A 20,139-nucleotide genomic window follows, 5' to 3' on the forward strand; every position below is an offset into this window, starting at 1 on the left:
GAGCTTCGCGCGCCCCCCCCCGGGCCGGGCGTTCCCGGTGAGTTACCCATGTTCATGCGAAATCAGCGCGCAGGGCCTTCTTGTCGATCTTGCCGACGGCGGTGATCGGGAGCGAATCCGCTTGCCGGACAACGTCGGGCAGCTTGTAGGTGGCCAGGCCGCGCTCGGTGAGGAAGGTCTTGATCTCGCCGAGGCTGGGCAGCTCACCGGTGACGACCAGGACGACACAGGCCTTTTCGCCGAGCGAGGCGTCCGGGAGGCCGACCGCCGCGGCGTGCCGCACGGCGGGGTGTGCGAGCAGGTGCTCCTCGAGTTCGTCGCAGGAGATGTTCTCGCCGCCGCGGTTGATCACGTCCTTGATCCGGCCGCTGACCACCAGGTGCCCGGTGGGCAGCTGCCGCACCAGGTCGCCGCTGCGGTAGTAGCCGTCGGGGGTGAAGGCGCGCGCATTGTGTTCGGGCGCACGGTAATACCCGCGCAGGGTGTAGGGACCGCGGGTGAGCAGCTCGCCCTCCTCGCCGGGTGCGACATCGTTGCCGTCGGCGTCGACGACACGGAGCTCGTCGGCGGGGGAGAGCGGGCGGCCCTGCGTGGTGCAGACCAGCTCGTCGTCATCGTCGAGGCGGGTGTAGTTGAGCAGGCCCTCGGCCATGCCGAACACCTGCTGGAGGCGGCAGTGCAGTGCCGGTTCCACCTCGCGGGCGTTGACCTCGGCCAGGCGGGCGCCGCCGACCTGGAGCAGGCGCAGCGAGCTCAGGTCGGCGTCCTCCCATTCCACCGCGGCGCTCCACAATTGGGCCAGCGGCGGGACGACGGCGGTGACGGTCACCCCGTGCTTCTCGATCGCGGCGAAGGCGGCCTCGGGGCTCGGGTCGAGGGTGAAGGCGATCGCGCCGCCGGTGGCGATGGTGCCGAGGATGCCGGGGCACGCGAGCGGGAAGTTGTGGGCGGCGGGCAGTGTCGCGAGGTAGACGTCGTCGGGGGTGAGCTCGCAGACCTGGGCGCTGGCGGTGGCGTTGTAGGCGTAGTCGTCGTGGGTGCGGGCGATCAGCTTCGGCAGGCCGGTGGTGCCGCCGGAGACCAGCATCAGCGCGATCTCGGACGGATCGACCTCGGGCAGTGAATCGCCTTCGCGGACAATCGAATCCAGCGCGATGAAGTCACCCGGATCGCCCGCGACCAGCACGTGGCGCAGGGAGGGAACCGCCTGCCGCACCGTGGTGGCGAGCTCGCGGTAGTCGAAATCGCCGAGGGTGTCGGGGATCAGGTAGGCCACGGCGCCGGAGAGTGCGGCGAGGTGCTCGATCTCGGCGCGGCGGTGCGCGGGGAGGGTGAGCACCGGGATGATGCCGGCCCGCAGCAGGCCGAACAGGGCGGTGGCGAACTCGGGGATGTTCGGCAGCTGCACGATCACCCGGTCGCCGGGGTTGATGCCGAGGGCGAGCAGGCCGTGCGCCATCCGGTCGGCGGCCGCGTCGAGTTCGGCGTAGGTCTGGGTGCCGCCGTCGGTGCGGACAGCGGGACGCTGCAGCTGGGTGCGGGCGGAGTCGCGGAGCAGGTCGCCGAGTGTGCGTCCGGCCCAGTAGCCGGCCGCGCGGTAGTCCTGGGCGGCCTGCTCGGGGAAGGGGACGTAGCCCTCGCGGTGGTCTGCCGCTGCCGATGTCGACGTCACGTTCTGCCTCGCTGCTCTGGCGGCTCGCGCCGCATGTTTCTGTCCTGGCCGTCCCGCGAGTCGATCGGGGCGGGCCGTGCTTCCGGGCGTGTTTCTCGCCCGGTCCCGGCCGCCCCGCAGGTCGATCGGCGTGCGCGTTCTCGGCCTTCCCGCTGGTCGATCCGGGATCGATGCGAGCTGGGAGCCCGGTAGCTCGGTGCCCGCGTCGCAGGCTAACCTTGCATAGGTTAGGCAACCCTATCTCAATGAAGTAGGCTGCCGCCGGGCAGTACCGAAATCCGTCCGGCCTCGGGCGGCGAGCAAGGAGTGAACCGGCAGATGGATACAGCACCCGCAGGCGTCGTGATCGACCGCGCCGAGATCCGCGCCGCGATCGCCCGCCACCTCGACCTCGCCCCCTCAGACATCGCCGACGCCACCGACCTCATCCAGCTCGGCCTCGACTCGATCCGCACGATGAAGCTGGCAGGCGGCTGGCGCAAGCGCGGCATCGCCGTCAACTTCGCCCTGCTCGCCGCCCACCCGACGGTCGACGCCTGGTTCGCCCTACTCAACGGCGCCGATCCCGACGACCTCGCGGCGAGCGCCCCCGAAGCGCCGAGCGCGACCGCTTCGGCCGCCGATGTCACTGCCCGCGACAGCTCATCCGCCGGTGACGTAGCGGCGACGTCCGCGGTCGGTGACGACGTCTCCGCGGCGGGTGGCCTGTCTACCGACGGGCAGCCGGTGGACGTCGGCTTCGGTTCGGCGGCAAGCGAATCCGTGATCGTGCCCGATGACGGCACGCCGTTCGCTCTTGCCCCCATGCAGCACGCGTACTGGATCGGCCGGTCCGATGCCCAGGAGCTCGGCGGTGTCGCGGCGCACCTCTACGTCGAATTCGACGGTGCCGATGTCGATCCCGAGCGGCTCGAGCGCGCGGTGGAGCAGCTGCTCGTCCGGCATCCCATGCTGCGGACCCGGTTCCTGCCCGACGGCACCCAGCAGACCCTCGACCGGCCCGGCCGCGCGGTGTACAGCGTGACCGACCTGCGCGAGGCGTCCGCCGGGGATGCCGAGCAGCGGCTCGAGGAGCTGCGGAGCGCGCGTACCCATCAGCGGATGGCGGTGCAGGACGGTCAGGTGATCGATATCGCGCTGACCAGGCTCGCCGACGGCCGCACCCGCCTGCACCTCGATGTCGACATGCTCGCCGCCGACGCGATGAGCTACCGCATCCTCATCACCGACCTGGCCCGCCTCTACCACGGTGAACAGCTGCCGCCGCAGGACTACACCTTCCGCCAGTACCTGGCCGAGCACCCCGCGGGCACCGGCGACGAGCACGCCCGCGACCGCGCCTGGTGGCAGGAACGCCTGCCCGAGCTGCCCGGTTCGCCGGAACTGCCACAGGCTCAGCAGATCTCGGATCCCAGCCGCACGATCCGCCTGCACCGCTGGCTCTCCCCGCAGGCCAAGGCGCAGGTGTTCGACGCCGCGCACGCCCGCGGCATCACCCCGGCGATGGCGCTGGCCTCGGTATTCGCCGAGACCATCGGCGGCTGGTCGGCGCAGCGCCGGTTCCTGCTGAACCTGCCGCTGTTCCACCGCGAGCCGGTGCACCCGCAGGTCGACGGCGTCGTCGGCGACTTCACCTCCTCGGTCCTGCTCGAGGTCGACGTCACCGAGCCCGCCACCGTCGCCGCCCGCGCCCGCGCCCTCCAGCAGCGCCTGCACGAAGCCGGCGCGCACTCGGCCTACTCCGGCCTCGAGGTCCTGCGCGACCTGGGCCGCCACCGCGGCGAACCGGTACTCGCCCCCATCGTCTACACCAGCGCCCTCAACCTGGGCGAACTGTTCGCCGACACCGTCACCGACACCTTCGGCGACCCGGTCTGGATCATCTCCCAGGGCCCCCAGGTCCTCCTAGACGCCCAGATCACCGAGGTCCGCGGCGGCCTCCTCCTCAACTGGGACATCCGCGAATCCGCCTTCCCCGCAGGCATGGTCGAGACCATGTTCACCCGCTACATCGATGCGATCGAGCGGCTGGGCGGCCAGAGTTCCGCACTCACCGATTCGCTGGGTGGAGCCGAAGCGGCGATTGCTGATGCGCACGGTGGTGCCCAGGCGGCTATGGGTGGGGCCGTGTCCTCGGCGACGTCCGGCGAGCAGAGTGGCCGGGTGGCGTCGAGCGCCGTGATCGGCAGCGCCGGGTGGCAGGCCGAGGCCGGCGTGCGTATTCCGGTGGAGCAAGCCGCAACTCGCGCGAGGGTCAACGCTACGGCGGGACCGGTGAGCGGGGGACTGCTGCACACCGGGTTCTTCGCGAACGCTGCCACGAATCCGTCGGCGCCTGCGGTGCTCTGGGAGCCCGCCGGGCAACTGACCTACGGCGAGCTGGCTGCCGACGCGCTGGCTGTCGCCGGTGCGCTGCGTGAAGCCGGTGTGGCACAGGGTGATTCGGTGGCCGTGCAGTTGCCGAAGGGGCCTGATCAGGTGCTCGCGGTGCTCGGCGTGCTCGCGGCCGGTGCGGTGTATGTGCCGATCGGCTTCGATCAGCCCGCCGCCCGGCGCGCGGAGATCCTGCGCACCGCAGACGCGGTCGCCGTGCTCACCGTCGGTGGTGCGCAGATTCCCGACGCGCGGGCGATCGACCTGGCCGAGGCGCGCACGCATCAGGAACCGTTGGCGCGCCCCGTCTTCGGTGATCCCGAGAACTTCGCCTACGTGCTGTTCACCTCCGGCTCCACCGGCAAACCCAAGGGCGTCGAGGTGCCGCATCGCGCCGCGATGAACACCATCGACGACCTGAACGAGCGCTTCGACCTCGGCGCAGAGGACCGGGCACTGGCCCTGTCGGCCCTGGAGTTCGACCTCTCCGTCTACGACATCTTCGGCCTGCTCGCCGCAGGTGGCGCGGTGGTCGCCGTCGACGACGCCCAGCGCGGCGACCCGGCCCGGTGGGTGGAACTGATTCGCCGCCACCGGGTTTCGATGCTGAACTGCGTCCCCAGCCTGCTCGACATGCTGCTGACGGCAGCGGCGGGCGAGCAGCTGCCGTCGCTGCGCACGGTGATCCTCGGCGGCGACTGGGTCGACGTCGCCCTGCCCGCCCGCCTGGCCGCGGTCGCCCCGGAGTGCCGGTTCGCCGGTCTCGGCGGCGCGACCGAGACCGCGATCCACTCCACCATCTGCGAGGTCGTCGGCGCCGAGGTCCCCGCCGAGTGGAGCGCGGTGCCCTACGGCACCCCGCTGCGCAATGTGCGGTGCCGCGTCGTCGGGCCCGCCGGCACCGACTGCCCCGACTGGGTCACCGGTGAGCTGTGGATCGGTGGTGACGGCGTGGCCGCCGGGTACCGCGCCGATCCGGAGCGCACCGCCGACCGGTTCGTCACCCACGAGGGTCTGCGCTGGTACCGCACCGGCGACCTGGCCCGCTACCTGCCCGACGGCGGCCTGGAGTTCCTCGGCCGCGCCGATCACCAGGTCAAGATCCGGGGCTACCGGGTGGAGCTCGGCGAGGTGGAGAGCGCCCTGCGCGCGGTCCCCGGCATCCGGCACGCGGTGGCCGCCGTGGTCGGCTCGGCCGCGCCGAAGCTGGTCGCCGCGATCGTCGCCACCCCGGACACCGTCCTCGACATCGAGTCCGTGCTCGCCGCCACCGCCGAGCTGGTGCCCGCCTACATGGTCCCGACCCGGCTCGAACTGCTCGCCGAGCTCCCGCTCACCTCGAACGCCAAGCCGGACCGCAAGGCCGTCCGCGCGGTGCTCGAAAAGAGCGAGACGGCAACGGAATTCGTCGCGCCACGGACCGACCTCGAGCGTGCGCTCGCCGCGGTGGTCGGCGAGGTCCTCGCGACCGAGCGGATCGGCGTCACCGACGACTTCTTCGCCCTCGGCGGCGACTCGGTGCTGGCCACCACGGCCGTCGCCCGCATCCGCGAATGGCTCGACGCGCCCGACACCGTAGTCGCCGACCTGTTCACCGCCCGCAGCATCGCCGGCCTGGCCGCGCGCATGCTGGAGCGGGAGTCCGAGGCGGGCACCACGGGCAGGCTCGAGGCGGTTGCCGCGATGTACCTCGAGGTCGCCGCGATGACCGACGAGGAGATCCTCGCGCAGTCCTGACGGCCTCCGAGCCGGTGCGAACCACGCACCGGCTCTTGCCGATTCGCGATTTTCGCAGGTCGCAGTAGACTTTCGCCAGTGAGTAAGTGGACTACCGCGAACCTGCCCGACCAGACCGGCCGCACCATCATCGTCACCGGAGCCAACAGTGGATTAGGCGCCGCCACCGCGCGGGCGCTGTCCGCCGCGGGCGCCAAGGTGATCCTGGCCTGTCGAGATACGGGCAAGGCGGAGCGGGTCGCGGCGAGCATGCCGGGTGCGACCGAGGTCCGCGAGCTCGACCTGGCGAACCTGAACTCGGTGCGCGCCTGCACCGACTCGATCGAGCGCGTCGACGTGCTGATCAACAACGCGGGCGTGATGGCGCTGCCGCTGCACCGCACCGCCGACGGCTTCGAAATGCAGTTCGGCACAAACCATCTCGGTCACTTCGCGCTCACCAACCTGCTGCTGGACCGGATCACCGATCGCGTGGTCACCGTCTCCAGCGGCGCGCACCGCATCGGCCGGATCGACCTGGACGACCCCAACTGGGAGCGCCGCCGCTACGACCGCTGGCTCGCCTACGGCCAGTCCAAGCTGGCCAACCTGATGTTCGCCTACGAACTGCAGCGCAGGCTCGCCGGTGAGGGCTCGGCGGTGGTCTCGGTGGCCGCGCACCCCGGCTACGCGGCCACCGAACTCATGTCGCACACCGAGTCGGTCCAGGACGCGATCATGTCGCTCGGCAACCGCACCCTCGCGCAGAGCGCCGAGCAGGGCGCGCTGCCGACCCTTTTCGCGGCTACCGCCGATATCGTGCCCGGCGCCTTCTACGGCCCCGACGGACTGCTCGGCCTGCGCGGCTACCCGGCCCGCTGCGGTAGCACCGGCGCGTCGAAAGACCGCGCGGTGGCCTCCGAGCTGTGGGAGCTCTCCGAGAAACTCTGCGGCCTGATCTGAAGTGGAGCTGTCTAGCCCGCCGCGATGATCGCGAGTGCCTCCTCGCGGCGGGCATGAGACCTCAGCTCGTCACCGAGCAGACGGTGCACCAATGCCGCTCCCAGCAGGGTGGAGATCGGGGGCGCGCCCCCGCAGGCCCGGCACGAGGTGAGTGAGTCCTCGAAGCAGTACGCCGCGCCGCGCGGGTCGTCGTCGAACACGGCCAGGTACCCGGTGGTCTCGGCCACGAGCGCGGCCAGGGTGGGGTCACCGAAGTGTGCCGCCGCGTGACCGGCCTCGTCCACCAGTGCTTCCGCGGCCGTGAGGTCGCCCTCGTATCCGGCCAGCACACTGTCGACGCACAGCACAGCCACCCGGTGGGCGATCGGCCGGCGATCGAGCACGCCGCGGAGTCCGGCGCCAGGCGGCAGCCCCGCCACGATCCTGGACAGGAACAGCGTGCTCACCATCCGCAGTGCTTCCGCTTCATGTCCCGGCACCGTCGGGCAGCACTCCAACGTCTCGCGAAGGGTCGGTGGCTGCGGCACGAGCCGCTCCTCCCATTCCAGCGAGCGAGGACCTGACCACCCGGCCTCGACTGGCACCACTGCAAGGTGGCCGACACGACGGCGGCCGATTACGGATTCACGCATCTCTAACCTCGATGTCCTGGGGTTCTGGGCAGGACCAAGTGTCCGCGTCGCCGGCATCACCGGACCACCGGAGAACTACCTGTTTTTGGGTCCCCACGTACCCGTGTGGTCCCTGCCCCGCGGCGATTCGGCGTTGTCCAGCCTCAGCCGATCATGCGACGAGGTCGGCCACCTGCCGCTCCCGTTTGGTCAGCGGTCGCCTCCGAGCTGTGGGAGCTCTCCGAAAAGCTCTGCGGCCTGATCTAAAGCCTGGTGACCGGCATCACATTCGGGTGGTGTCACACCACGGGTGGCTCCCTCGTCCTCTCTGTAGAACCCCACAGCACGACGAAGGAGCCACCATGGAACCGCGCTTCAACCTCTACGCCAACCCCGTCGCGGCGAGCTTCGCCAAGCGACTGACCATGGCGAGCAAGGTGATCGACGACTCGACGCTGGACAAGGCGACCTATGAGCTGGTGAAGCTGCGGGCCTCGCAGATCAACGGCTGTAGCTACTGCACCGACATGCACTTCAAGGACGCCGTGCACGCGGGCGAGTCCGTGACGCGGCTGAACCTGGTCGCCGCCTGGCACGAGGCCACCGTCTTCACCGAGGCCGAGCGGGCCGCCCTCGCGCTGACCGAGGAAGCGACCCGCGTCGCCGACGGCGGCCACGTCTCCGACGACACCTGGGAGCGGGTGCGTAAGCACTTCGACGACGACCAGACCGGCGCGCTGATCGCCGCCATCGCGATGATCAACGCCTGGAACCGGATGAACGCCATCGCCCGCACCCCCGCCGGCGACTACGTGCCGGGTCAGTGGGGCTGAACAACCAGGCCCGGTCCCACCGCCCGGCTCAGCCGTCGATCGGCGACTATGTGCCGGGTCGGTGGGGCTGAACGACCCGGCTCGGTCCCGCTGCCAGGCAAAGGCGACTACGTGCGGTGTGGCTGGGCGAACCGATGCCCGTGTTCGGCCGCCCACTGCGAGAAGGTGCGCGCCGGGCGGCCGAGCACCTGCTCCACGGTCGGGTCGACTGTGTACGACTCCGGGCTCGACTCGGCGTACCAGCCGATCACATAGTCCGCGTCGGCCTTCGAGACGCCGGTCGCCATGAGCCGATCGACCGCCTGTTGATGGGTGATCCTGGCGAACTCGATGGGTCTGCCCGCCGCCTCTGCCAGGATCGCGATCCGCTCGTGCGGGGTGATCGCCGCGGGTCCGGTCAGGTTGTAGGCGCGGCCGTGGTGACCGTCCTCGAGCAGCGCCACGGCCGCGACCGCGCCGATATCGGCCTCGTGGACCACCGCGCTCGGGTGGTCGTAGGGCTCGCGCACCACGCCGTCGGCCAGGATCGGCTCGAGCCAGGTGAGCGTGTTCGACATGAATTCCTGTGGCTCCAGCCGCGTCCATTCCACCCCGGACTCGGCGATCGCCTGCTCGACCGGGCCGACCCCGCCGCCCCAGACGACGGTGATGCGGCGCACTCCCGCCTCGACAGCCCTGCCGATCAGTTCCGGCCCGAGCCCAGCGGTCACCGTCACATGCAGACGGTCCACACCGTGCCAGGCATCGTCGAGCGTGGACGGCACGGTGTGGGTGCCGGTGACCAGCTCCACCTCCGGACCGAGCACAGTGCGTGCGGCGGCGGCATCGCGCGTGACCGCCTTGACCTTCTCGCCGCGGCCGACGAGTTCGCGTACCACCTGGCGGCCGGTGTTTCCGGTTGCGCCCGTAACCAGTGTTGTCACAGTCGATTTCCCTTCGTCGACTACCAACGCTAAAAGCTCGAGCAAGGTAGAGGTCAAGGGTTGCGGGCCTGCTGTTTCGCCGCCGCGGCGGTGTGATGGTCCACACTCCGGGCAACCTAGCCCTGACCGGCGACGTTTTACCGGTGGTACAGTCCACGGCATGCAGCGCGCATATTTCTGGTTTAGCGAGCCGGCCCTGGGTGGGCCGGTCTGCGACCCTGCGCGCTGACCTCCTCCACCCCCGAGCCGGACACTGACCGGCTCGACGGGTTCGCGAAAGTCCGTGGGTCGGCCTCGAAGATAGGAAACCCACACATGACCACCGCAGCCGATGTCGACTCGCGGCATTCAGATCTGGATGACCAGCGCACCCTCAGCGTGAGCCCCCTGCGCTCGCCCGCCGAGGTCCGCACCGTCCACCCCATCACCGACGAGCTCGCCGACACCGTTCGCGCCGGCCGCAAAGCCACCGTCGACGTGCTCAACGGCGACGACGACCGCCTCATGGTGATCGTCGGCCCGTGCTCGGTGCACGACCCGGCCGCCGCGCTGGACTACGCCCGCAAGCTGGCCGCCAAGGCCGAGGAGCTGAGCGACCGGCTGCACGTGGTGATGCGCGTGTACTTCGAGAAGCCGCGCACGACGCTGGGCTGGAAGGGCCTGATCAACGATCCGCACCTGGACGGCTCGTTCGACGTCAACACCGGCCTGGGCATCGGCCGCAAGGTGCTCGTCGACATCACCGCGCTCGGCCTGCCCGTCGCGTGTGAGTTCCTCGACCCGATCACCCCGCAGTACATCGCCGACCTGGTCTCCTACGGCGCGATCGGCGCCCGCACCGCGGCCAGCCAGGTGCACCGGCAGCTCTCGAGCGCGCTGTCCATGCCGGTCGGCATCAAGAACGGCACCGACGGTGACGTGCAGGTCGCCGTCGACGGTGTGCGCGCCGCCGCGGCCAGCCACGTCTTCCCCGGCACCGACCTCGACGGGCGCTCCGCGCTGATCCGCACCACCGGTAACCCGGATTGTCACGTCATCCTGCGCGGTGGCAGCAATGGCACCAACTACGACGCCGCCTCGGTCGCCGAGGCCAAGCTGCGGCTGGAGAAGTCCTCGCTGGCCCAGCGCGTGGTGGTCGACGCCAGCCACGGCAACAGCAACAAGGACCACAACCGGCAGGTCGACGTCGTCACCGATATCGCCGAGCGGCTCGCCGCCGGTGAGCAGGGTGTGGTCGGCGTGATGCTGGAGTCGTTCCTCGTCGCCGGTCGCCAGGACCTGACCCTCGGCAAGGCCGACGAGCTCACCTACGGCCAGTCCATCACCGACGCGTGCATCGACTGGAACGTCACCGCGGCCCAGCTCGACCGGCTCGCCGCCGCCGTCGAATCCCGTCGCGGCTGAGTTCTTTCGCTGTATGGCCCCGGAACCCTCCGGGGCCACCCGGCTCAACCGCACCGGACCCGTGATCTGCGCGGGATACTAGCCGCGGATCTACGCCGAGGGTATGCTGGCATACCATGAAGCGCACTACCATCAAACTGCCCGACGACCTCGACAGTCGCATTCGGCACGAGGCTGCGCGACGTGACATGACCGTGTCGGAGTGGACGAGGGAAGCCCTGGCGGAGCATCTGCCGGGGCACGGTGTTCGCCGGTTCGGCGCGGCAGGCGCGGGCCGGAGTGGGCGCTCGGATATTTCCGAGCGGATCGAGGAGATTCTGCGCGGGGAGTGGGACCGATAACGCGGCTGCTGATCGACGCGGGACCGCTCTACGCCTACGTCGACGCTGACGATGCCCATCACCGGGCCTGCTTGGATCTGCTCCAAAACCACCGTGGCCCACTCGTCGTGCCGACACTGGTCATCACGGAGGCGGCGTACCTCATCGCGACTCGGCTGGGCACCGAAGCCGAGGTGCGTTTTCTCGGCGACTTCGCCGAGGGGCTGTTCGAAGTAGAGCCAGTGCGTCCCGCCGATTGGCTGCGGATCGCGGAACTTGTTGCACGGTACCGTGACTGGCCACTGGGTACGGCGGATGCATCGGTGGTAGCCACTGCGGAAAGGCTGGGCATCACCGAGATCGCGACGGTGGATCGCCGGCACTTCGGCGCCGTGCGGCCCAAGCACGTCGAGGCCTTTCAGCTGCTGCCCTGATGGCCGTCCCCTCATCGAGATGGGTCGTGTGGGGCGGGCGTCGACCGGGTGGGTGCGGTCCAGTGGTTTCGGGTCGGCAGACTGGTGGGTGATGAAGCTGCCTGAACTGCCTGATCTGCCGGTGCGGCCCGTGCTGGGGGAGATCGTCGAGACGCTGGCCGATCGCGGGGTCTCGGTGCTGGTCGCGCCGCCGGGGACGGGTAAGACGACGCTGGTTCCGTTGGCATTGGCTGCTGGGACCGAGGCGCGGGTCGTCGTAGCCGAGCCGCGGCGGTTGGCGGCGCGGGCGGCGGCGTCGCGGATGGCGGCGTTGCTCGGGGAGAAGGTGGGGCAGACCGTCGGGTATTCCGTGCGCGGGGACCGGGAGGTCGGGCCGAGGACACGGATCGAGGTGGTGACATCGGGGTTGATGGTGCGGCGGTTGCAGAATGACCCGGAGCTGGCCGGGGTCGGCACCGTTGTCCTCGACGAGTGCCACGAGCGGCATTTGGACGCCGACCTGCTGCTGGCGCTGTTGCTCGACGCCAGGTCGGGATTGCGGCCGGACCTGCGGGTGCTCGCGACCTCGGCGACGGTGGCGGCGGATCGCTTGGCGCAGCTTCTGGGCGCGGGCGAGCAGGCGCCGATGGACTCCCCGGGCGGGGGTTCGATGTCCGCGCCGGTGCTCGAAGTGCGTGGGCGGACCTATCCGGTGGATGTCCGCTACCTATCCGCGTTGCCTCGCGAACGGGTCGAGGCGCAGGTCGCGCGGGCTACGCGGGCTGCGCTGGCGGAGACCGGCGGGGACGTGCTGGTGTTCCTGCCCGGCGTCGGCGAGATCAATCGGACGGCCGGACTGCTGCGCGATCTGGATGTCGATGTGGTGCCGCTGCACGGGCGGCTCGGTGGCTCCGCCCAGGACACCGCGCTGCGGCCGGGATCGCGGCGCCGCGTCGTATTGTCCACGGCGGTAGCCGAATCCAGCCTCACGGTGCCAGGGGTGCGCGCTGTCGTCGACTCCGGTTTGGCGCGGGTGCCACGCATCGATCATCGGTGCGGGCTGTCCGGCCTTGCCACGGTACGGGTTTCGTCGGCGGTGGCCGAACAGCGCGCGGGCCGCGCGGGCCGCGAAGCACCCGGTTCCGCCTGGCGCTGCTGGCCGGAGTACGAGCACCAAACCCTCCCCGCCTACCCCGAACCCGAGATCCGTACTGCCGAACTCACCCGCCTAGCACTGGAATTGGCCTGCTGGGGCACCCCCGACGGCACCGGCCTCGCCTGGTGGGACGCCCCACCCGAAGGCGGCCTAGCCGCAGGCCGCGCCGTCCTACGCGCCCTCGGCGCGCTCGACAACACCGACCGCATCACCCCACGCGGCCGCGCCATGTCCGCCCTCGGCCTACACCCCCGCCTAGCCCGCGCCCTCCTCGACGGCGCCGCCCACGTCGGTGCGCGCGCCGCCGCCGAAATGGTGGTGCTCATGGACGACGACTCCCTGGCCCCAGGCGTCGACGCGGCCGCCGCCCTCCGCGCCCTGCGCGCCGAACGCCCACCCCGCTGGACAAAGGAAGTGCAGCGCCTGACCAAACTGGTCGCCACGACCGACCCGTATGGAGTTGCGAGCGCCGGATCGGTGGGGCAACCTGCGGATGTCGCCGCGCTCATGATCGCTCTGGCGCATCCGGAGCGGCTAGCTCGGCGGCGGGCGAACGGGTCTTCGTACCTCATGGCTGGGGGTACGGCGGTGACTTTGCCGCCGGGGTCTGGTCTTGGGGCGGCGGAGTGGCTCGCGGTGGCGGTGGCTGATCGCGATCCGGGGCGGGCCGAGGGGCGAATTCGGTTGGCTGCCATCGCTGATGAGGATCTCGCCCGGGAGGCGGCGCCCGGGTTGGTGATGCGGGCCGAGGAGGTTCATTGGGAGTCGGGTGACGTGGTTGCCCGGCGGGTGGAACGGCTCGGGGCGATCGTTCTGTCGGAAAGGGTTCTGCGCGAACCGGATACGTGGTTGCTGGAGCAGGCCGTGCGCGAGGGCCTGCGGTCCGAGGGACTCGATCTCCTGCGCTGGACCGACGACGCCCGCAACTTACGGCAGCGTCTCGGCTTCTTGCACCGCACACTCGGCGCCCCATGGCCCGCCGTCGACGACGACACCCTCCTGGCCGACCTCGATCACTGGCTCGGCCCCGAACTCGGCACCGCCCGCCGCCGCTCCGACCTCGCCCGCATCGATGCGGGCACCGCCCTGCGCCGCCTGCTCCCATGGCCGGAGGCCGCCCGCCTCGACGACCTCGCACCGGAACGCCTCGAAGTCCCCTCCGGCAGCCGAGTCCGCCTCGACTACAGTGCCGAACCGCCCGTCCTGGCCGTGAAGGTCCAGGAGATCTTCGGCTGGACCGACCCGCCGACCCTCGCCGACGGCCGCTCCCCAATCCTGCTGCACCTGCTCTCCCCGGCCCAGCGCCCGGTCGCCGTCACCGCCGACCTCCCCAGCTTCTGGAAAAACGGCTGGCCCCAAGTCCGCGCCGACCTCCGCGGCCGCTACCCCAAACACGCCTGGCCAGAAGACCCGACGACGATCACCGCCCACCGCGGCACCACCCGCCGCAACGCCCAAAACCGCTGACCCACCCTCGCCGAGCCGACGTCGCCCAGTTGGACGGTCGATCACCACGCTCTGGTGTCAGTATCGCCCGAGAGTGACCGCCACCAGAGCGTGGTGATCTTGGTTCACGATCCGCGGAGCGGCACTCGAACCCCGGCGACCGCCCGCTCGTGAGGAACAGATGTCCGGTTTCGGGGTGTCGCGCTGGACCGAGATAGCTCAGCGGGGGGCGATGTTCGGGGGCCAGGTGTCGGCCGGGCCGGGTGGGTCGGTGGAGAGGCGGGCCGCGTGCCATTCGTCGACGCGGGTGCCGCGTTGGATGCCGCCTAGGCGGGCGGTGCCCTCGTAGTGGAAGCCGTTGCGGCGGACGGTGGCGGCGGAGGGGTGGTTGCCGACCATGGCGCGCCAGGTGATGCGGGCCAGGGCCAGGCCGTCGGGGGCGAAGCCGAAGGCGCAGACCAGGGCGATGGCGCGCGACATCAGGCCGCGGCCGCGGTGGTCGGCGGTGAGCCAGAAGCCGACCTCGCAGACGCCGGGACTGCGGGTGTGCAGGCCGATCATGCCTTCGACCTGCCCGTCCGCGGCGGTGCGGATCGCCCAGACGGGCGCGTTGCCCACCCAGCCGGGTGCGACGATCAGGTCGAGGAATTGCTCGGCGTCCGAGCGGCTGTACGGGACGGGAATCGTCGTCCAGTGGCCCACCTCGGGGTCCTGGCAGCACTCGGTGATGCGGTCGATGTCGGCGCCGGCCGGGCGGGTGAGCCAGACCGTGCCGTCGGTGAGCGTGTGCTCGTACATCGTGTCATCCTGACAGGTCGACGCCCGGTTTCTCAGCAGGTTTTCCGGTCCGTAGGATCATCGACGATGGTTTCCCCGCTTCTCGCCGACCTGTTCGAATCGCATCGAGCGCACCTGCTTTCGGTCGCCTACCGGCTCACCGGAAGCGTCGGCGACGCCGAGGACGCGGTGCAGGAGAGCTGGCTGCGGATGGCAGGGGTGCACCAGTCCGAAATCGACGATCTGCGGGCGTGGCTGACGACGGTGGTCAGCCGGATCTGCCTCGATCATCTGCGCAGTGCTGCGGTGCGCCGGGAAAGCTATGTGGGGCAATGGCTTCCGGAGCCGATCGTCACCACGCCGTCGCGCACCCCCGATCCGTTGGATGTGGTGGTCCGCAATCAGGACAGCCGGATGGCGGCGATGGTGGTCCTCGACGCGCTGACACCGCAGCAGCGCGTGGCACTGGTCCTGCACGACAGCCTCGACGTGCCGTTCGACGAGATCGCCGAGATACTGGGCGTATCCGCCGATGCCGCACGGCAATTGGCGGTCCGGGCGCGCAAGGCGGCGGCGAAGGCGCCGGAACCGGTCCCCGACGACGTGCACGATCAGGCGGTCCACAAGTTTCTCGCCGCGTTGGCGACCGGCGATGTCGTCGCGGTGGCGGCCACCCTGCATCCGGACGCGACCTTCGTCGCCGATGCGGGCGGAACGACCAAGACCGCGCTGAATGTGGTGGCGGGAGCGGAGAAGATCGCGCGCCTGGCGCTCGGCCTGTGGCGCAAGCACCTGGAAGAACCGGGGCTGGACATGGGATTCGCCGCCGTGAACGGGCAATCGGGCCTCGTGCTCACCGATCCGAACTCGCCGTTCGGGCGGCCGGTGCGCGTCCTCGGATTCTCGGTACGCGACGGAAAAGTCTGGGCTGCTTACGATTTCGCCAATGTGATGAAGCTGTCGGGCGCGCGGCTACGCTGACCCCTCGCATCGGACCGGACCCGCGCGATCCGGTCCGATGCTGCGAGTGTCTACGGGTAGGTCGACCCCCACTGGTGGTTGCCGGTCGACGAGCCGAGGTTGTGGTCGCCGGTCGAGGAACCCATGTTGTTGTCCGGGGTCGCCGAGCCGGTGAAGTAGTCCACGATCGGGCTGCCCATCAGATGGTCGTGGATGAATCGCAGAGCGGAGCCGGCAACCTCCGACGCAGCCGGTCCGGCGATGAAATCGAGCAGAGGTGAGGCCATAGGGAGCCCCTTTCGATATACCACCACGCAGTGGTGTGTGAGGTAGAACACGGCGAGGCTAGCTCAGCCTGGGTGATCGCACAATAGCGCAGGTCAACCCCGCAAAACGTTTGTGAAACATACGTGTTCGCTATCGGTCGGCAACGTGCGCGAAAAGTGGGATACGCTGCGGAGATGTCGTCTGCGCCGCCCACAGTCACCCGTTTGCGCCCGTTCGGACCGACCATCTTCGCCGAGATGACCGAACTGGCCGTCCGTCATGACGCGGTGAATCTGGGGCAGGGATTTCCGGACACCGACGGGCCCGCGGGCATGCTCGAGGTCGCCAGGGCCGCCATCGCCGACGGGCTCAACCAGTACCCGCCGGGGCGCGGCATGCCGGTGCTACGCCAGGCGATCGCCGACGACCGCGCCCGCCGCTACGGCACCGTCTACGACCCGGCCACCGAGGTGCTGGTCACCGTCGGCGCCACCGAGGCGATCAGCGCCGCTGTGCTGGGGCTGGTGGAGCCGGGCCAGGAGGTGGCGCTCATCGAGCCGTACTACGACTCCTACGCCGCCTCGGTCGCGCTGGCCGGTGCGCAGCGGCGGACCGCGCGGCTGGTCGCCGACGGCGATCGGTTCGTGCTCGACCTGGACAGCCTGCGCGCCGCGATCACCCCGAAAACCCGCATGCTGGTGATCAATTCACCGCACAACCCGACCGGCGCCGTCCTCGATCGCGCCGACCTCACCGCCATCGCCGAGCTGGCCCGCGAACACGATCTGCTGGTACTGGCGGACGAGGTGTACGAGCATCTCGTCTACGACGATGCCGAGCACATCAGCATCTCCACCCTGCCCGGCATGCGCGAGCGAACCATCGTGGTGTCCAGCGCGGCAAAGACTTTCAATGTGACCGGCTGGAAGATCGGCTGGGTGTGCGCGCCCGCGCCGCTGCTCGACGGCGTGCTCGCGGCCAAGCAGTTCCTCACCTTCGTCGGCGGCGGGCCGTTCCAGCCCGCGGTCGCGCACGCGATCAACGCGGAGCTCGACTGGGTGCACGCCATGCGTGACGGATTGTCCGACAAGCGACTGCGCCTCTCGGCCGCACTGCGCGACACCGGTTTCGGCGTCGCGACCAGTGCGGGCGGCTACTTCGTCTGCGCCGATATCCGTCCGCTCGGCGCGCGGGACGGACTGGCTTTCTGCCGCGAACTGCCCGCGCGTCTCGGCGTCGTCGCGGTGCCGGTGAGCGTCTTCACCGACCACCCCGACGAATGGAAACACCTGGTGCGCTTCACCTTCAGCAAGCGCGACGAGACCATCGACGAGGGCGTGCGCCGCCTGCGCGCGGGCATGGCGGTGCGCTGACGGACTGCCGAGTCTGGGTAAGCAGATCGGCTCAGTCACGCGCAGGGCGAGCCAGCTGCGCGTGCCGCTGGTTGACGGGCCGATAGGCGGAAGCCGACGGTTCCCGCCGCGGCGAGCACTCAGCGGCGCGCGTGGCGAGCTGGCGGTGCGTGCCACCTGGTAGTGGCGGGCCAGCGGGCGGAAGCCGACGGTCCCCGCGGCGAGCGGCTCAGTCGCGCGCGTGGCGAGCTAGCGGTGCGTGCCACTGGTAGTGGCGGGCCAGCAGGCGGAAGCCGATCGCCCCGGCGGCGGCGAGTAGCCCGGTCCACGCCCGGTACAGGTCGAAGTGCAGCAGGGTGGCGGTGGTGGCCGCGCCGAACAGGGCGGGGATGGCGTAGAGGTCCTGATCGGGGCGCAGGACGCGCGGCACCTCGCCGCTGAGCACGTCGCGCAGGACGCCGCCGCCGATGGCGGTCGTCATGCCGAGCAGCGCGGCGGTGGGTGCGCCCAGGCCCGCGGAGTCGGCGATCACGGTTCCGGTGACGCAGAACAGGCCGAGCCCGATGGCGTCGGCGATCTCCAGCGGACCTTTGGTGAGCCGGGGCGAGGGCGCGATGAAGTACAGGACGAAGGCCGTCAGCAGGGACGCGGACAGGTAGGTGAGGTCGGTGAATGCCTCGGGTGGTGTGCGCCCGATCAGCAGGTCGCGCACGATGCCGCCGCCGAGCGCGGTCGCGCAGGCCAGGACCGCCATCCCGAACAGGTCGAGCCGCTTGCGGGCGGCGACCAGCGCGCCGGACGCTGCGAACGAGATCACCCCGAGCAGCTCGCCGCCGTGATGCACCGCGGTCACCGCGGAATCCAGCTCCGCCACCAGCACCCCAACGCTCACCGCTCACTCCTTCTCGCCTGATCCACCCAGCAGCGTGACACGCAGGAGTGCACCGGCGACCACCCGGCCTCACCGTGCCGCGCAGCGGGCAGAGAGCACACACGCGGGAAGCGGCTCGATCCGCTCGAATATCGTCACGTCCCGATCGGGCGGCCCGGAGTTCGTCGTCGGCGTCTCGCGGTGCTGACGGCGCGTACCTGCCGATCTTCGAGTGAGGGCGGCTCAGGCCGGTGCGGGCCGCGCCTTGTCGGTGGCCAGCAGCACCGCGATGGTGCCGAGCGCGGTCCCCATCAGGTACCGCTGGGTGCGCAGCCAGAGCGGTCGCGCGGTGAGGAAGGCGGCCAGGCCGGCCGCGCCGAGCACGATCAGCGCGTTGACGGTGAGCGCGACCGTGATCTGCACCGCACCGAGCGACAGGCTCTGCAACCACAGCGTCCCGCGCTCCGGATCGACGAACTGCGGGATCAGCGCCATGTACATGATCGCGATCTTCGGATTGAGCAGATTGGTCACGAACCCCATGGTGAACAGCCGTCGCGCCGGATCCACCGGCAGCTCGGCGGGCGCGAACACCGACACCCCGCCCGGCCGCACCGCCTGCCAGGCCAGCCACAGCAGATAGCAGGCCCCGGCCAGCTTGATCCCCACGTACAGCCCGGGAACCACCGCGAACACCGCCGTGATGCCCGCCGCGGCGGCCAGCAGATACACCCCGAACCCCGCCGCGACCCCGGCCAGCGAGATCATCCCCGCCCGCCGTCCCTGCGACACCGTCCGTGACACGAGATACATCATGTTCGGCCCCGGCGTCAGCACCATGCCGAGCGCCGCCGCCGCAACCCCGAGAACCGCTGTTGTCTGAAGCACGCATCGAGTCTGACCTGGTCAGCTAGGCCTTGTCGCGGTCCAGTCGAGGCCCGCTGGACCTCGGCCATCGCGCGGGCGAGGCGAATCGGCCCAGGCCGTGTCGGTCCCGGTCCGTACAATCGACACAGGCTGCCGAAGCGCCCATCGCGTCGGCACCCACTGGAGAAACATCCCGGCCGAACGCACCCCGCACAGGGCTGACGAGCCCGTTCGGGGCTGCCCCTCGCCCCAGCAGTCGAAGCGCACGCGCCGCAGGCGCGAGTGTCGAGTGCTGAGTCGAGGGTCATGAGGCCACGAAACCGCGGCCCCGGCCGCCGAGGAGCACTGTGACCGACGGTCCATTGATCGTGCAGAGCGACAAGACCCTGCTGCTCGAAGTCGAGCACGAGCTGGCGGGCAACGCGCGGCAGGCCATCGCGCCGTTCGCGGAGCTGGAGCGTGCGCCCGAGCACGTGCACACCTACCGGATCACGCCGCTGGCGCTGTGGAATGCCCGCGCGGCCGGTCACGATGCCGAGCAGGTCGTGGACGCGCTGGTGAGCTTCTCGCGGTACGCGGTGCCGCAGCCGTTGCTGGTCGACATCGTCGACACGATGGGCCGCTACGGCAGGTTGCAGCTGGTCAAGCATCCCGCGCACGGCCTGTGCCTGGTGAGCCTGGATCGCGCGGTGCTCGAGGAAGTGCTGCGGCACAAGAAGATCGCGCCGATGCTCGGTGCGCGCATCGATGACGACACAGTGATCGTGCATCCGTCCGAGCGCGGCCACATCAAGCAGATGCTGTTGAAGATCGGCTGGCCCGCCGAGGACCTGGCCGGCTACGTCGACGGCGAGGCGCACGACATCGGCCTGGACTACACCGACGCCAAGTGGCACCTGCGCGACTACCAGGAGATGGCCGCCGACTCGTTCTGGGCGGGTGGCTCGGGCGTCGTCGTGCTGCCGTGTGGCGCGGGCAAGACGATGGTCGGCGCCGCCGCCATGGCCAAGGCCAAGGCGACCACATTGATCCTGGTCACCAATACCGTCGCGGGCAGGCAGTGGCGCCGCGAACTGCTGGCGCGCACCACGCTGACCGAGGACGAGATCGGCGAGTACTCCGGTGAGCGCAAGGAGATCCGCCCGGTCACGATCGCCACGTATCAGGTGATCACCCGCAAGACCAAGGGCGAGTACAAGCACCTCGAGCTGTTCC

17 protein-coding genes are annotated in these 20,139 nt (G+C 70.3%); 10 read left to right on the top strand and 7 right to left on the bottom strand.

The window, feature by feature from the left end:
- Positions 1–52: 52 nt before the first annotated feature.
- Complete coding sequence (locus tag ACFWPJ_RS05575; RefSeq protein WP_378847552.1) at positions 53–1,672, bottom strand: (2,3-dihydroxybenzoyl)adenylate synthase; 1,620 nt, start codon at positions 1,670–1,672, stop codon at positions 53–55.
- Between the two features lie 318 nt (positions 1,673–1,990).
- Between ACFWPJ_RS05575 and ACFWPJ_RS05580 the strand changes: the two genes are divergently transcribed.
- Together ACFWPJ_RS05580 and ACFWPJ_RS05585 are read left to right on the top strand one after the other, a co-directional pair.
- Positions 1,991–5,782, top strand: coding sequence for an amino acid adenylation domain-containing protein (locus ACFWPJ_RS05580; RefSeq protein ID WP_378847553.1), 3,792 nt, complete (start codon positions 1,991–1,993; stop codon positions 5,780–5,782).
- 78 nt (positions 5,783–5,860) lie between these two features.
- The gene (locus tag ACFWPJ_RS05585) at positions 5,861–6,724 is read left to right on the top strand and encodes an oxidoreductase (RefSeq protein ID WP_378847555.1); all 864 of its coding nucleotides are present in this window, start codon (positions 5,861–5,863) and stop codon (positions 6,722–6,724) included.
- A gap of 11 nt (positions 6,725–6,735) precedes the next feature.
- Here ACFWPJ_RS05585 and ACFWPJ_RS05590 read toward each other — a convergent pair whose 3' ends face one another.
- Complete coding sequence (locus ACFWPJ_RS05590) at positions 6,736–7,251, bottom strand: hypothetical protein (RefSeq protein ID WP_378847558.1); 516 nt, start codon at positions 7,249–7,251, stop codon at positions 6,736–6,738.
- Between the two features lie 446 nt (positions 7,252–7,697).
- Between ACFWPJ_RS05590 and ACFWPJ_RS05595 the strand changes: the two genes are divergently transcribed.
- Positions 7,698–8,168, top strand: coding sequence for a carboxymuconolactone decarboxylase family protein (locus ACFWPJ_RS05595; protein WP_378847561.1), 471 nt, complete (start codon positions 7,698–7,700; stop codon positions 8,166–8,168).
- A gap of 107 nt (positions 8,169–8,275) precedes the next feature.
- Here ACFWPJ_RS05595 and ACFWPJ_RS05600 read toward each other — a convergent pair whose 3' ends face one another.
- The gene (locus ACFWPJ_RS05600; RefSeq protein ID WP_378847564.1) at positions 8,276–9,091 is read right to left on the bottom strand and encodes an NAD(P)H-binding protein; all 816 of its coding nucleotides are present in this window, start codon (positions 9,089–9,091) and stop codon (positions 8,276–8,278) included.
- Between the two features lie 315 nt (positions 9,092–9,406).
- On the opposite strand from ACFWPJ_RS05600, the gene ACFWPJ_RS05605 reads away from it, so the two are divergent.
- From ACFWPJ_RS05605 to hrpB, 4 genes are all read left to right on the top strand, one after another.
- Complete coding sequence (locus tag ACFWPJ_RS05605) at positions 9,407–10,495, top strand: 3-deoxy-7-phosphoheptulonate synthase (RefSeq protein ID WP_378847566.1); 1,089 nt, start codon at positions 9,407–9,409, stop codon at positions 10,493–10,495.
- A 116-nt stretch (positions 10,496–10,611) separates the two neighbouring features.
- Positions 10,612–10,836 carry a CopG family transcriptional regulator gene (locus ACFWPJ_RS05610; RefSeq protein WP_378847569.1) on the top strand — a complete coding sequence of 75 codons (225 nt, stop codon included), beginning with the start codon at positions 10,612–10,614 and terminating at the stop codon, positions 10,834–10,836.
- The gene (locus tag ACFWPJ_RS05615; RefSeq protein ID WP_378847570.1) at positions 10,824–11,249 is read left to right on the top strand and encodes a type II toxin-antitoxin system VapC family toxin; all 426 of its coding nucleotides are present in this window, start codon (positions 10,824–10,826) and stop codon (positions 11,247–11,249) included. The genes ACFWPJ_RS05610 and ACFWPJ_RS05615 overlap by 13 nt, the downstream gene beginning before the upstream one ends.
- Before the next feature lie 91 nt (positions 11,250–11,340).
- Entirely contained in the window at positions 11,341–13,851 is a 2,511-nt protein-coding gene (gene hrpB / locus ACFWPJ_RS05620) for an ATP-dependent helicase HrpB (RefSeq protein ID WP_378847572.1), read from the top strand.
- A gap of 198 nt (positions 13,852–14,049) precedes the next feature.
- Here hrpB and ACFWPJ_RS05625 read toward each other — a convergent pair whose 3' ends face one another.
- Positions 14,050–14,628, bottom strand: a complete 579-nt coding sequence (locus tag ACFWPJ_RS05625) for a GNAT family N-acetyltransferase (protein ID WP_378847574.1) — start codon at positions 14,626–14,628, stop codon at positions 14,050–14,052.
- 66 nt (positions 14,629–14,694) lie between these two features.
- On the opposite strand from ACFWPJ_RS05625, the gene sigJ reads away from it, so the two are divergent.
- Positions 14,695–15,588 carry an RNA polymerase sigma factor SigJ gene (gene sigJ / locus ACFWPJ_RS05630; RefSeq protein WP_378847577.1) on the top strand — a complete coding sequence of 298 codons (894 nt, stop codon included), beginning with the start codon at positions 14,695–14,697 and terminating at the stop codon, positions 15,586–15,588.
- A 50-nt stretch (positions 15,589–15,638) separates the two neighbouring features.
- Here sigJ and ACFWPJ_RS05635 read toward each other — a convergent pair whose 3' ends face one another.
- Positions 15,639–15,854 carry a hypothetical protein gene (locus ACFWPJ_RS05635; protein ID WP_378847580.1) on the bottom strand — a complete coding sequence of 72 codons (216 nt, stop codon included), beginning with the start codon at positions 15,852–15,854 and terminating at the stop codon, positions 15,639–15,641.
- 174 nt (positions 15,855–16,028) lie between these two features.
- Here ACFWPJ_RS05635 and ACFWPJ_RS05640 point away from each other — a divergent pair, with 174 nt between their 5' ends.
- Complete coding sequence (locus ACFWPJ_RS05640; protein WP_378847583.1) at positions 16,029–17,207, top strand: pyridoxal phosphate-dependent aminotransferase; 1,179 nt, start codon at positions 16,029–16,031, stop codon at positions 17,205–17,207.
- Between the two features lie 208 nt (positions 17,208–17,415).
- Here ACFWPJ_RS05640 and ACFWPJ_RS05645 read toward each other — a convergent pair whose 3' ends face one another.
- Both ACFWPJ_RS05645 and ACFWPJ_RS05650 read right to left on the bottom strand, forming a co-directional pair.
- Positions 17,416–18,078: a trimeric intracellular cation channel family protein gene (locus ACFWPJ_RS05645; protein ID WP_378847585.1), complete on the bottom strand. Its 663-nt coding sequence runs from the start codon at positions 18,076–18,078 to the stop codon at positions 17,416–17,418.
- 222 nt (positions 18,079–18,300) lie between these two features.
- Complete coding sequence (locus ACFWPJ_RS05650) at positions 18,301–18,897, bottom strand: LysE family translocator (RefSeq protein ID WP_373291742.1); 597 nt, start codon at positions 18,895–18,897, stop codon at positions 18,301–18,303.
- A 374-nt stretch (positions 18,898–19,271) separates the two neighbouring features.
- Here ACFWPJ_RS05650 and ACFWPJ_RS05655 point away from each other — a divergent pair.
- Positions 19,272–20,139 (top strand): helicase-associated domain-containing protein (locus tag ACFWPJ_RS05655; RefSeq protein WP_378847586.1); only part of this gene is annotated, 868 nt, incomplete at its 3' end.

Source organism: Nocardia sp. NPDC058497, assembly GCF_042720195.1.
Classification (GTDB): Bacteria; Actinomycetota; Actinomycetes; order Mycobacteriales; family Mycobacteriaceae; genus Nocardia.

What these genes read in the sequence shown, in the direction of transcription:
- ACFWPJ_RS05580 (WP_378847553.1), top strand. Translation starts at nt 1,991, where the DNA reads ATGGATACAGCACCCGCAGGCGTCGTGATCGACCGCGCCGAGATCCGC.
- ACFWPJ_RS05595 (WP_378847561.1), top strand. Translation starts at nt 7,698, where the DNA reads ATGGAACCGCGCTTCAACCTCTACGCCAACCCCGTCGCGGCGAGCTTC.
- ACFWPJ_RS05605 (WP_378847566.1), top strand. Translation starts at nt 9,407, where the DNA reads ATGACCACCGCAGCCGATGTCGACTCGCGGCATTCAGATCTGGATGAC.
- ACFWPJ_RS05610 (WP_378847569.1), top strand. Translation starts at nt 10,612, where the DNA reads ATGAAGCGCACTACCATCAAACTGCCCGACGACCTCGACAGTCGCATT.
- hrpB (WP_378847572.1), top strand. Translation starts at nt 11,341, where the DNA reads ATGAAGCTGCCTGAACTGCCTGATCTGCCGGTGCGGCCCGTGCTGGGG.
- ACFWPJ_RS05625 (WP_378847574.1), bottom strand. Translation starts at nt 14,628, where the DNA reads ATGTACGAGCACACGCTCACCGACGGCACGGTCTGGCTCACCCGCCCG.
- sigJ (WP_378847577.1), top strand. Translation starts at nt 14,695, where the DNA reads ATGGTTTCCCCGCTTCTCGCCGACCTGTTCGAATCGCATCGAGCGCAC.
- ACFWPJ_RS05635 (WP_378847580.1), bottom strand. Translation starts at nt 15,854, where the DNA reads ATGGCCTCACCTCTGCTCGATTTCATCGCCGGACCGGCTGCGTCGGAG.
- ACFWPJ_RS05640 (WP_378847583.1), top strand. Translation starts at nt 16,029, where the DNA reads ATGTCGTCTGCGCCGCCCACAGTCACCCGTTTGCGCCCGTTCGGACCG.
- ACFWPJ_RS05650 (WP_373291742.1), bottom strand. Translation starts at nt 18,897, where the DNA reads ATGGTGCTGACGCCGGGGCCGAACATGATGTATCTCGTGTCACGGACG.